This window comes from Vogesella indigofera (assembly GCF_028548395.1).
Classification (GTDB): Bacteria; Pseudomonadota; Gammaproteobacteria; order Burkholderiales; family Chromobacteriaceae; genus Vogesella; species Vogesella indigofera_A.
In genome coordinates, this window is the sequence record NZ_JAQQLA010000003.1 from 456,959 (window position 1) to 471,816 (window position 14,858).

10 protein-coding genes and 1 tRNA gene are annotated in these 14,858 nt (G+C 61.2%); 3 read left to right on the forward strand and 8 right to left on the reverse strand.

Going from position 1 to position 14,858, the window contains the following annotated elements:
- Positions 1 to 32: 32 nt before the first annotated feature.
- The 6 genes from PQU89_RS04145 to rluD form a co-directional block, all read right to left on the reverse strand.
- Positions 33 to 926, reverse strand: coding sequence for a DUF6236 family protein (locus tag PQU89_RS04145; protein ID WP_272764749.1), 894 nt, complete (start codon positions 924 to 926; stop codon positions 33 to 35).
- 36 nt (positions 927 to 962) lie between these two features.
- Positions 963 to 2,042, reverse strand: coding sequence for a ribonucleotide-diphosphate reductase subunit beta (locus tag PQU89_RS04150; protein ID WP_120809995.1), 1,080 nt, complete (start codon positions 2,040 to 2,042; stop codon positions 963 to 965).
- A gap of 99 nt (positions 2,043 to 2,141) precedes the next feature.
- Complete coding sequence (locus PQU89_RS04155) at positions 2,142 to 2,789, reverse strand: hypothetical protein (protein ID WP_272764750.1); 648 nt, start codon at positions 2,787 to 2,789, stop codon at positions 2,142 to 2,144.
- A gap of 103 nt (positions 2,790 to 2,892) precedes the next feature.
- Entirely contained in the window at positions 2,893 to 5,751 is a 2,859-nt protein-coding gene (locus tag PQU89_RS04160; protein ID WP_272764751.1) for a ribonucleoside-diphosphate reductase subunit alpha, read from the reverse strand.
- Between the two features lie 470 nt (positions 5,752 to 6,221).
- Positions 6,222 to 7,001 (reverse strand): peptidoglycan editing factor PgeF, encoded by a 780-nt coding sequence (gene pgeF, locus PQU89_RS04165; RefSeq protein WP_272764752.1) that lies wholly within the window; start codon positions 6,999 to 7,001, stop codon positions 6,222 to 6,224.
- Positions 6,976 to 8,094, reverse strand: coding sequence for a 23S rRNA pseudouridine(1911/1915/1917) synthase RluD (gene rluD, locus PQU89_RS04170; protein WP_272764753.1), 1,119 nt, complete (start codon positions 8,092 to 8,094; stop codon positions 6,976 to 6,978). Before rluD ends, pgeF begins: the two co-directional genes overlap by 26 nt.
- A gap of 145 nt (positions 8,095 to 8,239) precedes the next feature.
- On the opposite strand from rluD, the gene PQU89_RS04175 reads away from it, so the two are divergent.
- The gene (locus PQU89_RS04175) at positions 8,240 to 9,031 is read left to right on the forward strand and encodes an outer membrane protein assembly factor BamD (RefSeq protein WP_272764754.1); all 792 of its coding nucleotides are present in this window, start codon (positions 8,240 to 8,242) and stop codon (positions 9,029 to 9,031) included.
- Between the two features lie 76 nt (positions 9,032 to 9,107).
- On the opposite strand, the gene PQU89_RS04180 is transcribed toward PQU89_RS04175, so the two are convergent.
- Positions 9,108 to 9,446, reverse strand: a complete 339-nt coding sequence (locus tag PQU89_RS04180) for a P-II family nitrogen regulator (RefSeq protein WP_189373474.1) — start codon at positions 9,444 to 9,446, stop codon at positions 9,108 to 9,110.
- 149 nt (positions 9,447 to 9,595) lie between these two features.
- Between PQU89_RS04180 and purL the strand changes: the two genes are divergently transcribed.
- Positions 9,596 to 13,477, forward strand: coding sequence for a phosphoribosylformylglycinamidine synthase (purL, locus tag PQU89_RS04185; protein ID WP_272764755.1), 3,882 nt, complete (start codon positions 9,596 to 9,598; stop codon positions 13,475 to 13,477).
- A 138-nt stretch (positions 13,478 to 13,615) separates the two neighbouring features.
- Here purL and PQU89_RS04190 read toward each other — a convergent pair whose 3' ends face one another.
- Complete coding sequence (locus PQU89_RS04190) at positions 13,616 to 14,305, reverse strand: Bax inhibitor-1/YccA family protein (protein ID WP_272764756.1); 690 nt, start codon at positions 14,303 to 14,305, stop codon at positions 13,616 to 13,618.
- Positions 14,306 to 14,463: 158 nt separating this feature from the next.
- Here PQU89_RS04190 and PQU89_RS04195 point away from each other — a divergent pair.
- Positions 14,464 to 14,548 (forward strand) — tRNA-Leu (locus PQU89_RS04195).
- Positions 14,549 to 14,858 lie beyond the last annotated feature (310 nt).

The following is a 14,858-nucleotide window of genomic DNA, read 5'->3' on the forward strand; positions in this document are numbered from 1 at the left end:
CTTGCTACGAGCAATAAGCCGTATTAATACAGTTACAGCTCGTTATGTATACGATAAACGTATTTAAATGGACTGACTTCTTTTTTTGCTGATCTGAAGTTTATGTCTGCCTTAATTTCTATCATGCTTCCAATGGCAGCTAGTCCAGCTGCGGCCGATGCAGCAGTCAATCCGAAACTGTTCCCCACAGCAAAGCCGGCCAAGCTAGATGGCACTAATTTTGAGGGGCTTATAGATAGATTTGCTTTCAAGTTCGATAAGTACATTGGGAACTGATATTCCCTGCCGACTTTTACTAGGTCAGCACACGCTGCATCAATTTTCTGAATTGCAGTATCAATGTCTTCTCGGCGGTTTGCATTGGATAGAGATGGAATCAAAGACTCTAGGTGATGCCGGAAATATAATAGTTCATCACGTCTTCGATGTTTGAACTCCAATATCTCCGCTAGTGGAACGTCATACTTTGGTATTGGAATTGCTCTGTGCAATTCTAATGAGGTGCCTGCACTTATCTGACTGAAACCATTTTTTATTAAAAGGGAATCTTCGCCTTGACTGAGAGACCATGCACCAGGATTTTTTTCGTTAAAATCTATGAAAGCTTGGATTTGACCAAGTGCTATGCCGGTAGCTCCATCACCATCAAAAGTGTAGTCGGGACGAGTTAGAATACCGGCTGATTCAAGAAATATCTCGTCCGGGCCGCTGGCGAAATGGATTGAACGGGATGATGGCCAAACTAGCTTGTCCCAAAATAAAAGCGAAAACCGAAGCTCCTGTGGATGTAGATTAGACATTCTGGCAAAAAGCCGAGTGCCATCAATTTCCAAGGGCGGGCTAACAACGATGCCTCGCATTTCAATGCTTTTTGGGATTTTTCCGAAAAATTTATCATTGCTGCTACGTCGTTTAGCCTCACCCATTGTCTTATCCTCACAGTAATTTTGTGGGCAACTCTATCAGTCCCAGCTCAAAGCCCCGCCAGTCTGATATTCAGTGACTCTCGTCTCAAAGAAATTCTTCTCTTTCTTCAGGTCAATCATCTCGCTCATCCACGGGAACGGGTTGTTCACGCCGGGGAACAGCTGCTCCAGGCCGATCTGCTGCATGCGGCGGTTGGCGATGAAGCGCAGGTATTCCTTGAACATGCTGGCGTTCAGGCCCAGCACGCCGCGCGGCATGGTGTCTTCGGCGTAGGCGTATTCCAGCTCCACCGCGTGCTTGAACAGCTCGGTGATCTCGGCCTTGAACTCTTCGGTCCACACTTCCGGCTGTTCCAGCTTGATGGTGTTGATCAGGTCGATGCCGAAGTTGCAGTGCATGGACTCGTCGCGCAGGATGTACTGGTACTGTTCGGCGGCGCCGGTCATCTTGTTCTGGCGGCCCAGTGCGAGGATCTGCACGAAGCCGACGTAGAAGAACAGGCCTTCCATGATGCAGGCGAACACGATCAGCGATTTCAGCAGGGTCTGGTCGGTTTCCAGGGTGCCGGTCTTGAATTCCGGGTGGCACAGCACGTTGATGAACGGCAGCAGGAATTCATCCTTGTCACGGATGGATTTGATCTCGTTGTAGGCGTTGAACACTTCGCCTTCGTCCAGGCCCAGGCTTTCCACGATGTACTGGTAGGCGTGGGTGTGGATGGCTTCGTCGAAGGCCTGACGCAGCAGGAACTGGCGGCATTCCGGGCTGGTGATCTGACGATAGGTGCCGAGCACGATGTTGTTGGCGGCGAGCGAATCGGCGGTGACGAAGAAGCCGAGGTTGCGCTTGACGATGCGCATTTCGTCTTCGGTCAGCTGGCCGGTTTTCCATTGTTCGATGTCGCGCTGCATGTTCACTTCTTGCGGCATCCAGTGGTTGGCGCACTGGGCCAGGTATTTTTCCCACGCCCATTTGTGCTTGAACGGCACCAGCTGGTTGACGTCGGTGGTGCCGTTGATCACGCGCTTGTCGGCGGCGCTGACGCGCTTGGTGCCGTGGGTGTCCAGGGTGTTGGCCGGGGTTGCGGTCGGGATCGGGTCTTCAAAGCTCAGCATGTAGGCTCCAGTGATTCTTTAAGTGTTCAAATTTGTTGCGGCCAACCTTGTGTTGGCCGCTTGTTTGTCAGGTGGCAGCGCGGGGCTGCCTCCGGTGATTCAGTTGCTGCGACCGGCCTTGCCGCTGAACGGCTGCAGGTGGATGGAGCTCAGGTCGTTGATCTTCCACACGCGGCGCATGTGACCGAAGTCCCGTTTTTGCTCGTCGCCGAATTCCACGTCCGGGCGGTAGTCCAGATTGAAGCGTAGCTGGCCCAGGTAGACGGTCTGGCCGGCGCGCACTTCAAACGGCTTGTCGAGGCGAAAGCTGGCGTAGCCCTTGTAGTTGAACACGAGGCCGTCGTCCGGATCATCGTTCCAGCGCGCATAGCCGGTTTGCAACTGGTAACGGCCCGGCGGCAGTGCCAGCAGTTGCAGCTTGCCGTCTACCGGCGTCATGCCTTCTTCACCAAACACGGTATCGGTGCCGAAGTTGGCGTACACGATGCCGTGCTGGCCGTTGTCCAGCCTGCGCCAGATCAGGTTGGCCGAGGCGTAGCCGGGGCTGTGGGTGCGCACGGTCATGGAAAACACGGCGTAGCCCAGTCCCGCGGGCGGCGTCAGCGATCCGTGCAGGGTGTCGGCCATGGTGGTGCAGCCGGCCAGCAGGGCGGCGGCACACAGTGTCGGTAAGTGACGCATGATGCTCTCCTTGACGACTTGTTCCTGCTGCTTGGACTGGACGACAGCCTGCCAGGTTCGGCTCATCCCTCAGCCGCCTCGCGGGAAGCGGCTGAGGGATGAAGGTTGGCCGCATGCGGCCAACCTTTAGCGGGATACAGCCTTGCGGCCGTATCCACGCGGGGACAACTTACTGGCAGCTCTCGCAGTCAGGGTTGTCGATGGAGCAGAACTTGGCGTCGGTGGCCGGGGTGTTGTCCACTTCGGCTGCGGCAGCAACCGGGGCCGAGGCCACGGCGTTCAGTTCGCCGCCACGACCGGTGGATTTCTCCGCCGAGCTGGCGCCCAGGGTGCGCAGGTAGTAGGTGGTTTTCAGGCCACGAATCCATGCGTACTTGTACAGCTCGTCCAGTTTCTTGCCCGATGCGCCGGCCAGGTACAGGTTCAGCGATTGCGCCTGGTCGATCCATTTCTGGCGACGCGAGGCGGCATCCACCAGCCATTTCGGGTCCACTTCGAACGCGGTGGCGTAGATGGCTTTCAGCTCGGCCGGTACGCGGTCGATGCGGCCCAGGCTGCCGTCGAAGTATTTCAGGTCGGCGACCATCACTTCGTCCCACAGGCCCAATTTCTTCAGGTCACGCACCAGGTATTCGTTGGTGACGGTGAATTCGCCGGACAGGTTGGATTTCACGAACAGGTTCTGGTAGGTCGGCTCGATCGAGGCGGACACGCCGATGATGTTGGCGATGGTCGCGGTCGGGGCGATGGCCAGGCAGTTGCTGTTACGCATGCCGTGTTCGGCGATGCGCTTGCGCAGTAAGCTCCAGTCCATGCGCTCGCTGCGGTCCACTTCCAGGTAGCCGCCGCGCTCGGCCGCCAGCAGGTTGATGCTGTCGTGCGGCAGGATGCCGCGATCCCACAGGCTGCCCTTGTACGACGGGTAGCGGCCACGCTCTTCGGCCAGCTCGGTGGAGGCGAGGTAGGCGTAGTAGGCGACGGCTTCCATCGATACGTCGGCGAATTCCACCGCCGCGTCGGAGGCGTAGGCGATGCGCATCTGGTGCAGGCAGTCCTGGAAGCCCATGATGCCCATGCCCACCGGACGGTGCTTCAGGTTGGAGTTGCGCGCCTTCTTCACCGGGTAGAAGTTGATGTCGATCACGTTGTCCAGCATGCGCAGTGCCACGCGCACGGTACGGGCCACCTTCTCGGTGTCCAGCTCCAGCTTGCCGCCCACGTCCTTCATGTGGCGCGACAGGTTGACCGAACCCAGGTTGCAGACGGCGATTTCGTCGTCGTTGGTGTTCAGGGTGATCTCGGTGCACAGGTTGGAGCTGTGTACCACGCCCATGTGCTGCTGCGGGCTGCGGATGTTGCACGGGTCCTTGAACGTCACCCACGGGTGGCCGGTCTCGAACAGCATGGTCAGCATCTTGCGCCACAGGGTGAGCGCCGGGATCTGCTTGAACACTTTCAGCTCGCCGCGACGGCCCTTGGCTTCGTAGGCGACGTAGGCTTTTTCAAATGCCTGGCCGAACAGGTCGTGCAGGTCCGGGGTTTCGGACGGCGAGAACAGTGTCCACTCGCCACCTTCCATCACCCGCTTCATGAACAGGTCCGGAATCCAGTTGGCGGTGTTCATGTCGTGGGTGCGGCGACGGTCGTCACCAGTGTTCTTGCGCAGTTCGAGGAATTCCTCGATGTCGGCGTGCCAGGTTTCCAGATAGGCACATACCGCGCCCTTGCGCTTGCCACCCTGGTTGACTGCCACGGCGGTGTCGTTGACCACTTTCAGGAACGGCACCACGCCTTGCGATTTGCCGTTGGTGCCCTTGATGTGGCTACCCATGGCGCGCACCGGGGTCCAGTCGTTGCCCAGACCGCCGGCGAACTTGGACAGCAGCGCGTTTTCCTTGATGCCTTCGTAGATGCCGTCGAGGTCATCGGCGATGGTGGTCAGGTAGCAGCTGGACAGCTGGCTGCGACGGGTGCCGGCGTTGAACAGGGTCGGGGTCGACGACATGAAGTCGAAGCTGGACAGCACGTTGTAGAACTCGATGGCGCGGTTTTCGCGGTCCACTTCGTTCAGCGCCAGGCCCATGGCGACGCGCATGTAGAACGCCTGCGGCATTTCGATGCGGGTGCCGTCGATGTGCAGGAAGTAGCGGTCGTACAGGGTTTGCAGGCCGAGGTAGCCGAACTGCAGGTCGCGTTCCGGCTTCAGCGCGGCGCCGAGTTTTTTCAGGTCGAATTCGGCCAGCTTTTCATCCAGCAGTTCTGCCTCGATACCTTTCTTGATGAAGGTCGGGAAGTACAGCGGGTAGTGGCTGCCCATTTCTTCCTGGGCGATGGCTTCGCCGAGGATTTCGAGGCGGATGTTGCCCAGCAGCAGGCGGGCGGTCACGTAGTCGTAAGCCGGGTCCTGCTCGATCAGCGCGCGGGCGGCGAGGATGGCGGACTTGTTGACTTCTTCTTCTGGCACGCCGTCGTAGATGTTCTTCAGCGTCTCGGACAGGATGGCGTCCACGTCGGTGGCGGCCAGGCCCTGGCAGGCGGATTCGATACTGGCGCGCAGGCGGGCCACGTCTAGCGGCTGCTTGCGGCCGTCCTTGCGGATCACGTTGATCTGGATCTGGTGCAGCGCTTCGCCACGGGCGGCGCGCTCCTGGGTGCGCTGCTCTCGGTACAGCACGTAGGCGCGGGCGACGTCGTGTTCGCCGGAGCGCATCAGTGACAGTTCAACCTGGTCCTGGATGTCTTCGATGTGGATGGCGCCGCCTTCCGGCTTGCGACGCATCAGCGCGCTGACCACGCCTTCGGTCAGCAGCGCGACCTTGTCGCGGATGCTGGCGGAGTTGGCACCCTGGGCGCCCATTACCGCGAGGAAGGTCTTGGTCATGGCGATGGAGATCTTGACCGGCTCGAACGCGACCACGGCGCCGTTGCGGCGGATGGTCTTGTACTGGCTGTAGTCGTCCTGGGGGGCGGCGGCGCGGCCCAGTTCGGCGGCCATTTGCCCGTCAAAAGTAGTGGTTTGCATTGTCATGTTTCCCTCGTGGTGGGGTGGGGTTGTTCGGATGACCCTGCGGCCTGCCTTGCAACAGCGGACGGCCCCGGGTTGGCCGGGTGGGTGGCCCGCGTTGCTCGGGTTTGTCACGGCTGTGGACAACTCTGTTGAAAAGCTGTGTGCGAGCTGTGTACAAACACAAGATGTACTGTCGTGACGCGAGAATGGCGCAAATTCTAGTGGTTAAGGCGGTGCCGAACAAGTCTTGACAGGCGGCGGAAACGTGCAAACCCGCGCCGTTGCTGGCTTTGCGGCGGCAGAAATATTTTCGGGAATTTTCGGCACTTGTGGTGCCGGTGGCGGATGTCTTGCAAAGACAAGGGTTTGCCGTTGCCGCGCTCGTTGTCATTTCATTGCAACATCATAACGATGTGGCATGGATGCGACGTTTTGCCAAAGAAAAAGGGCAGCCGTAGCTGCCCGTTGACCACAACATCTGGTGTTTTTGTTTATGGCTTGAGCCAGATGAGGCTGGCCATGCGGCCGGTAACGCCGTCGCGGCGGTAGGAGAAGTAGCGCTCGCGGTCGATCACCGTGCACTCGTCGCCACCGTAGACTTCGGTGATGCCGATGGCTGCCAGCCGTTGCCGTGCCAGCAGATAAATGTCGGCCAGGTATTTGTCGTCGCCGATCGGGTCGAACGCCTGCACCGCGTGCACGTCGTGCGCGAGGAAGGCGTCACGCACTTCGGCACCGACCTCGAACGCGTCCGGGCCAATGGCGGGGCCGAGCCAGGCGACAAGGTTGGCCGCAGGCTCGTTCATGGCGCTGACGGTGGCTTCGATGACGCCGTTCAGCAGGCCGCGCCAGCCGGCGTGGGCGGCGCCGACCACGCTGCCGGCGCGATCGGCCAGCAGTACTGGCAGGCAGTCGGCGGTCATGATGCAGCACACCGCACCGGGGGTGCGGCTGAAGCTGGCGTCGGCCGCCGGTGTCTGGCCGGGGCTAACGCTGGCGGCGTCGACCACGGTGATGCCGTGCACCTGCTGCAGCCAGGCCGGTTCTGCCGGCAGCCGTTCGCGCACGTGGGCGCGGTTGGCTGCCACGTTGGCCGCAGTGTCGCCGACGTGATCGCCCAGGTTCAGGCTGGCGTAGGGCGGCGGGCTGACGCCGCCGTCACGGGAGGTGATCAGCGTGCCGACCTTGCCGGCCAGCGGCCAGTCGGCCTCGCGCCACGACAGGTCGACCGGTTCGGCGGGGGTGTCAGCGGATGTAATGGGTTTCCACATCGTAGTCGTCCTCGTCCCAGTCATCGTCGTCGTCTTCCATCGCCGCACCGAGCGGCGTCTGCGCCTTGGCCTTGTTCAGCTTGATCTCGCGCTCGTCGCGCAGGATCGCCAGCAGCGCCTTCATGTCGTCCGGCAGCGGTGCGCTCCAGCTGTGGGTGGCGCCGGTAACCGGGTGCACCAGCGACAGCTTGTAGGCGTGCAGTGCCTGGCGGCCGAGGTTACGCACCGCTTCGTCGACGGCTTCGCTGCCGTGGTGGCGGGCGTTGCCGTACAGCGGATCGCCGGCCAGCGGGTGCTTGGCTTCCTTCATGTGCACGCGGATCTGGTGGGTGCGGCCGGTTTCCAGCTTGCATTCCACGTAGCTGAAGTCGTCGTAGCGTTCCAGTACGCGCAGGTGAGTGATCGCCGGCTTGCCGCCGAAACGCACCACCGCCATGCGCAGGCGGTTGTGCGGGTCGCGGCCGATCAGGGTTTCGATCTTGCCGTCGTAGGGCACCACGCCGGTGGCGACCGCGCGGTAGATGCGTTTCACGGTGCGCGCCTGCAGCTGGCGTACCAGGTCGGTCTGCGCCTGCAGCGTCTTGGCGACCACCATCAGGCCGGAGGTGTCCTTGTCGAGGCGGTGCACGATGCCGGCGCGCGGGATGTGTGCCAGTTCCGGATGGCGGAATAGCAGGCCGTTGAGCAGGGTGCCGCTCCAGTTGCCGACCGCTGGGTGGACCACCATGCCGGCCGGCTTGTTGACCACCAGCAGGTGCTCGTCTTCATAGATGACCGGGAAGGGCACGTCTTCTGGTACGTAGGACAGCGCTTCCGGTGCGGCGACCACTTCCACGCGCACGATCTCGCCGCCCAGCAGCTTGGTCTTGCCGGGGACGTGCTTGCCGTCGACGCTGACCTTGTCGTCCTTGATCCATTGGGTCATGCGGCTGCGCGAGTAGTCCGGCAGCATCTTGGCCAGTGCGGCGTCCAGGCGTTCGCCGGACAGCTCGTAAGGCACGGTAAACTGTTTGGCCTCGCCGCCGGTTTCCGCTTCGCTATCCAGGGTTTCGTCGTCCAGTAGCTCGTCGGGATGGGTGTCGTGTTCGTTCATGTCTTTGCTGGCGTGAGGTAAATCGGGTGATTTTAAAGGAGTCGGGCGGGATTGTCCCGTTGCTGTTTGCGCGCCGCCCGAAACGGCGGGGGTGCGCAAAATGCTGTTTTGGTTATAATCGACGGCAGTCAAACAAGGACACCTCATGAAAAAAAGTTTTGTAGCCTTGCTGGCCGTCGTGTTGATGGCAGGTTGCGCCACGGTGGACACCAAAGATGAAACCCGCGGCTGGACGGTAGAACGCATCTACGCCACTGCGCGCGAAGAGCTGGATGGTGGCAACTATCAGCGTTCGCTGAAACTGTATGAAACCTTGCAGGCGCGCTTCCCGTACGGGCGCTACGCGCAGCAGGCGCTGATGGACGAGGCCTATACCCATTACAAGGATGCCGAGCCGGAGTTGGCGATTGCCTCGGCCAACCGCTTCATCCGCCTGTACCCGTCGCATCCGAACCTGGACTACATGTACTACCTGAAGGGCCTGGTGTACTTCAACGAGGACAGCTCGTGGATGTCGCGCCTGTCCGGCCAGGATATGAGCGAGCGCGATCCGAAAGCGGCGCGCGAATCGTACCAGGCCTTCCAGGAGCTGGTGGCACGCTTCCCGCAGAGCCAGTACAGCGCAGACGCCACCGAGAAGATGGTGCGCCTGATCAACGCGCTGGGTGCCAGCGAAGTGCACGTCGCCCGCTACTATATGAAGCGTGGTGCCTGGCTGGCGGCAATCAACCGCGCGCAAACGGTGGTGAAGGAGTACGCCAACACCGGCCACAACGAAGAGGCACTGGCCATCATCGTGGTCGCCTACGAGCAGCTGGGGATGAAGGACATGGCGGCCGATGCCCGTCGCGTGCTGCAGCTGAACTTCCCGCAGAGCAGCTATCTGCAGACGCCGTGGCAGGTACGCGAGCAGTCGTGGTGGAAGTTCTGGGGTTGATGCCCTTGCGGCCAACCTTGGCACCATGAAAAAAACGGCACCCGCGGGTGCCGTTTTTCGTGGCTGCCGTAACGGCTCAGACCGCGTCTTCGTTGGTTTCGCCGGTGCGGATGCGGACCACCTGTTCCACCGCGGTCACGAAAATCTTGCCGTCACCGATCTTGCCGGTGCGGGCGGTGCTGACGATGGACTCGATGGCGCGATCGACCAGATCATCGGCAATCACCACTTCGATTTTCACCTTGGGCAGGAAGTCGACCACGTATTCCGCACCGCGATACAATTCGGTGTGTCCCTTCTGGCGGCCGAAGCCCTTGACCTCGGTCACGGTCAGGCCATTGATGCCGATTTCGGACAGCGCTTCGCGCACTTCGTCCAGTTTGAACGGCTTGATGATCGCTTCGACTTTCTTCATTGAAGTAACTCCTTGAATTTTTGCGGGTAAGCGCGTTCGAACGGCGCCTGCTGTCAGACAAAATACGAATTCTGGCCTTATAAAGACAGGGGGTTTCGTGTATTATGACGCGCTTCCCTGATCCTTGTCTTCATTGTTGCGGGTATCCAATGTCGCACGTTCTCAAGCTGCGGGGCGGTGTCGCCCTGTCCCAGTTCCGACTCGATAAACTTCTTGCTGCTGCTCGCGAAGCAGGTCTACCCGATCTGACTATTGCGGCAGAGTACTGGCACTTTACCGAAAGTGAAGCGCCACTGAGCGAGGCGCAAGTCGCCGTGCTGGAAAAATTGCTGACCTACGGCGAACCGCCGCTGGCGCAGCAGCCTACCGGCGATCTTTTCCTGGTTACGCCGCGTCTTGGCACGCTGTCGCCATGGGCTTCCAAGGCTACCGATATCGCACGCCACTGCGGTCTGGAGCAGGTATTGCGCATCGAGCGCGGTATTGCCTTCCACATCACCGCGGCCACCCCATTGACCGAAGAGGCTCGTCAACGTCTGGCGGGCCTCTTGCACGATCGCATGACTGAAACCGTGCTGCCGTCGCTGGCCGATGCCGAGCGCCTGTTCGTGCACATCGAGCCGCAACCACTGTCCACCGTCGACATCCTCGGCGGCGGCAAGGCGGCGCTGGATGCGGCCAACCTCGACATGGGTCTGGCGCTGTCGCCGGACGAGGTCGACTACCTGGTCGAAAACTTCATCAAGCTGGAGCGCAACCCGACCGACGTCGAGCTGATGATGTTCGCGCAGGCCAACTCCGAGCACTGCCGTCACAAGATCTTCAATGCGCAGTTCATCGTCGATGGCGTGGAGCAGGGCAAGTCGCTGTTCCGCATGATCCGCGACACCCATGATGCGCATCCGCAAGGCACCCGCGTGGCCTACAAGGACAACGCCTCGGTGATCGACGGCGCCACCATCGAGCGCTTCTATCCGCAACCGGACAGCAACACCTACGCCTACAGCGAAGAGCCGACCCACATTCTGATGAAAGTGGAGACGCACAACCACCCGACTGCGATCTCGCCGTTCCCCGGCGCCTCGACCGGTAACGGTGGCGAAATCCGTGACGAAGGCGCCACCGGTCGCGGCTCGCGCCCGAAGGCCGGCCTGTCCGGTTTCACCGTCTCCAACCTGAACATTCCGGGCTTCCAGCAGCCGTGGGAAGACGCCAGCTACGGCAAGCCGGGTCGCATCGCCTCAGCACTCGACATCATGCTCGAAGGCCCGATCGGCGGCGCCGCGTTCAACAACGAATTCGGTCGCCCGAACCTGGCCGGCTACTTCCGCACCTTTGAAGACAACTTCCAGGGCGAGCGTCGTGGCTACCACAAGCCGATCATGATCGCCGGCGGTCTGGGCAGCATCCAGGAACAGCAGATCTTCAAGAACGAGATTCCGGAAGGCGCACTGCTGATCCAGCTGGGCGGCCCGAGCCTGCTGATCGGTCTGGGCGGTGGCGCGGCATCCTCGATGGATACCGGTGCCAACAGCGAAAACCTGGACTTCGATTCGGTTCAGCGCGGCAATCCGGAAATCGAACGCCGTTGCCAGGAAGTGATCGACCGCTGCTGGCAGCGCGGTGCGGCCAACCCGATCGTGTCGATTCACGACGTCGGTGCCGGCGGCCTGTCCAATGCCTTCCCCGAGCTGGTGAACGATGCCGGCCGTGGCGCCATCTTCCATCTGCGCAAGGTGCATCTGGAAGAAAAAGGCATGACCCCGATGCAGATCTGGTCCAACGAATCGCAAGAGCGCTACGTGATGGCCGTGATGCCGGCCGATCTGGAGCTGTTCACCGCCATCTGCGAACGCGAGCGTTGCCCGTTCGCGGTGCTGGGCGTGGCCACCGACGACGGCCACCTGCAGGTGCGTGATGACCATTTCGACAACAACCCGGTCGACATGCCGCTGGAAGTGCTGCTGGGCAAACCGCCGCGCATGACCCGTGATGTGACCACCCGCACCGTGATCACCGAGGCCTTCGACGCCGCGCAATACGACACCAAAGAGTCGGCGTACCGCGTGCTGCGCAACCCGACCGTGGCCGACAAGTCGTTCCTGATCACCATCGGCGACCGTACCGTGGGCGGCATGACCGCGCGCGACCAGATGGTCGGCCCGTGGCAGGTGCCGGTGGCTGACGTCGCCGTCACCACGATGGGCTTCAACACCACCCAGGGCGAGGCGATGGCGATGGGCGAGCGCACGCCGGCGGCCTTGTTCTCGGCACCGGCCGCCGGCCGCATGTCGGTGGGCGAGTCGCTGCTGAACCTGGCTGCGGCCAACGTCGGCGAGCTGGGCAACGTCAAGCTCTCCGCCAACTGGATGGCCGCTGCCGGCCACCCGGGCGAGGATGCCAACCTGTACGCCACCGTGAAAGCGGTGTCCGACATCTGCATCGACATCGACGTCAGTATTCCGGTAGGCAAGGATTCGCTGTCGATGAAGACTGTGTGGGAAGACCAGGGCGAGAAGAAGTCGGTGACCGCACCGCTGTCGCTGATCATCTCCGCGTTTGCCCCGGTGGCCGACGTGCGCAAGACGGTGACGCCACAGCTGCAGGCCGCCGACAGCGCGCTGCTGCTGCTGGATCTGGGTGCCGGTCGCAATCGCCTCGGCGGTTCGATCTTCGGTCAGGTATGGAACGACATGAACGGCCAGACGCCGGACGTGGATCAGGCCGCCAAACTGGCTGCCGCCTTCCACACCATCCAGTCGCTGGTGCAGGACGAGCTGCTGCTGGCCTACCACGACCGCTCCGACGGCGGCCTGTTCGCCACGCTGGCGGAAATGTGCTTCGCCGGTCATCTCGGTGCGCAGGTCGAGCTGTCGGTGCTGACCGACGACAATGCGGCCAACGTCAACGCGGTGCTGTTCAACGAAGAGCTGGGCGCGGTGATGCAGGTTGCCGTCGACCAGATCGACGAAGTGCTGGCGCGCTTTGCCGCCGCCGGTCTCGGCGCTGAAACCAGCGTCATCGGCGTGCCGACCGACGACAACACCCTGACTCTGTTGCATGGCGAAGACGTGGTGCTGGCCGAATCGCGCGTCGCGCTGCAGCAAGCCTGGTCCGAGACCAGCTACCGTCTGCAACGCCTGCGCGACAACCCTGCCGGCGCCGACAGCGAGTACGCGCAGATCGCCGACACCGCTTCGCGCGGTCTGTTCGCCGAACTGACCTTCGACACCAAGGACAATCCGGCGGCGCCGTTCATCGCCACCGGCGCGCGTCCTCGCATCGCCATCCTGCGCGAGCAGGGCGTCAACGGCCAGATCGAGATGGGTGCGGCATTTACCCGCGCCGGTTTCGAGGCGGTCGACGTGCACATGTCCGATGTGATCGCCGGCCGTATCCAGCTGGCCGATTTCAAGGGTCTGGCGGCCTGCGGTGGCTTCAGCTACGGCGATGTGCTGGGTGCCGGCGAGGGCTGGGCGAAGAGCATCCTGTTCAATGCGCAGGCACGCGAGCAATTCGAAGCCTTCTTCGGTCGTGGCGACACCTTCGCGCTGGGGGTGTGCAACGGTTGCCAGATGATGTCCAACCTGTCGGACATCATTCCGGGCGCGCAGTACTGGCCGAAGCTGAACCGCAACGCTTCCGAGCAGTTCGAAGCCCGTTTTGCGATGGTGGAAGTGACCGAGTCGCCGTCGATCTTCCTGCAGGACATGATCGGCTCCAAGCTGCCGGTGGTGGTGTCGCACGGCGAAGGCCGCGCGGTGTTTGCCCCGGGTGCGCAGGAGCAGGTGCTGACCGCGCTGCGTTACGTGAACTTCAACGGCCAGCCGACCGAAGCTTACCCGATGAACCCGAACGGCTCGCCAGCCGGCATCACCGGTGTCACCACGCCGGACGGCCGCTTTACCATCATGATGCCGCACCCTGAGCGCGTGTTCCGCACGCTGCTGAATAGCTGGCATCCGGCGGAGTGGGACGAAAACGGCGCCTGGTTCCGCATGTTCGCCAGCGCCCGTCGCTGGATCGGCTAAGCGGCTCGCCGCGATGCAGACAAAACACCCCGCCACGGCGGGGTGTTTTTTTATGGTGCCAACGGATGGCGCAAGGTTGGCCGCAAATGAAAAACGCCGGCCACGTGGCCGGCGTTGTTGTTGGCAGAGGGTGCGGGTTTAGTCGCGATCGCCAGCGAAAGCCATCAGCAGGTGCAGCAGGCTGGTGAACAGGTTGTAGATGCTGATGTAGATGCCCAGTGCCGCGGAAATGTAGCTGGTCTCGCCGCCGTCAACGATGGTTTTGACTTGCCACAGGATCATCAGCGAGCTGAACAGCGCGAAGGCGGCGGAAATCACCAGCGACATCAGCGGAAGCTGCAGGAAAATGTTGGCAACCACCGCCACCATCAGCACGATGGCGCCGACCATCAGGAATTTGCCCATGCCGCTCAGGTCGCGCTTGGTGGTGGTGGCAATGCCGGCCATCACGGCGAAAACCAGCGTCGTCGCGCCACCGGCAACCATGATCAGCTGCGAGCCGTTGGACAGCTTGAACGCGGCTTGCAGCAACGGGCCGAGCAGGACGCCCATCAGCAGGGTGAACAGCAGCATCAGCGGCACGCCCAATGCGTTGTTGCGGTTGGCTTCGATGGCGAAGGTCAGGCCGTAGAACAGCGCCAGAATGGCGATCATGCTCATGATCGGACTGCCCGCCATGAAGGCGAAGCTCACGTTGGCGCCCACTGCCGCACCGATGACGGTCGGTATCATCGACAGGCCGAGCAGGGCGTAAGTATTGCGCAGCACCTTGTGACGGCTGCCACTCAGTGCAGTGCTTTGGTAGGCGGTGTGCAAATTGGGTTGCATGGCGAAGAGACTCCTTGCTGTTGTTGTTTGGGTAATGCAGGTCATGGACAATATACCTGTAGGATAGTTTCGCTATCAAAAAATATTTGGAGCGGGATCTTGCCTAGCGTGGGCTTGTCTACTATTATGCGCACTCTGCTGAAGCAAGGCAGTGAGTCGCGAGAGTGGCGGAATTGGTAGACGCACTGGATTTAGGTTCCAGCGCCGCGAGGCGTGAGAGTTCGAGTCTCTCCTTTCGCACCACTACATTGCTTCATGGAAAACACTAAACCGCTCAAACCCAAGCACAGCAAAGGTTTCGGCGGTTTTTTGTTTTTGTGCGCCGGAGTGGGTGCTCACTTGCCCGCGCCCAGCGCCCAAGCGTGATGCACTGTTCATTTGGTGGCTGCGTGCTATACTCATCCCTTGCTTTTGTCGCCAGAATGCGGGCGAGCGGGGCGGCGCCCTGACTGATCCGCCTTCGGCAATACCTCTGAATTGGTGCAAAAAGCAGGTTCAGCCGGTTCTTGTAAAATGTTCCGCCATCTTGCTTTTTGTCTCTGGCTTTAATCTC

What these genes read in the sequence shown, in the direction of transcription:
- PQU89_RS04145 (WP_272764749.1), bottom strand. Translation starts at nt 926, where the DNA reads ATGGGTGAGGCTAAACGACGTAGCAGCAATGATAAATTTTTCGGAAAA.
- PQU89_RS04180 (WP_189373474.1), bottom strand. Translation starts at nt 9,446, where the DNA reads ATGAAGAAAGTCGAAGCGATCATCAAGCCGTTCAAACTGGACGAAGTG.
- pgeF (WP_272764752.1), bottom strand. Translation starts at nt 7,001, where the DNA reads ATGTGGAAACCCATTACATCCGCTGACACCCCCGCCGAACCGGTCGAC.
- PQU89_RS04175 (WP_272764754.1), top strand. Translation starts at nt 8,240, where the DNA reads ATGAAAAAAAGTTTTGTAGCCTTGCTGGCCGTCGTGTTGATGGCAGGT.
- PQU89_RS04150 (WP_120809995.1), bottom strand. Translation starts at nt 2,042, where the DNA reads ATGCTGAGCTTTGAAGACCCGATCCCGACCGCAACCCCGGCCAACACC.
- rluD (WP_272764753.1), bottom strand. Translation starts at nt 8,094, where the DNA reads ATGAACGAACACGACACCCATCCCGACGAGCTACTGGACGACGAAACC.
- purL (WP_272764755.1), top strand. Translation starts at nt 9,596, where the DNA reads ATGTCGCACGTTCTCAAGCTGCGGGGCGGTGTCGCCCTGTCCCAGTTC.
- PQU89_RS04160 (WP_272764751.1), bottom strand. Translation starts at nt 5,751, where the DNA reads ATGACAATGCAAACCACTACTTTTGACGGGCAAATGGCCGCCGAACTG.
- PQU89_RS04155 (WP_272764750.1), bottom strand. Translation starts at nt 2,789, where the DNA reads ATGAGCCGAACCTGGCAGGCTGTCGTCCAGTCCAAGCAGCAGGAACAA.
- PQU89_RS04190 (WP_272764756.1), bottom strand. Translation starts at nt 14,305, where the DNA reads ATGCAACCCAATTTGCACACCGCCTACCAAAGCACTGCACTGAGTGGC.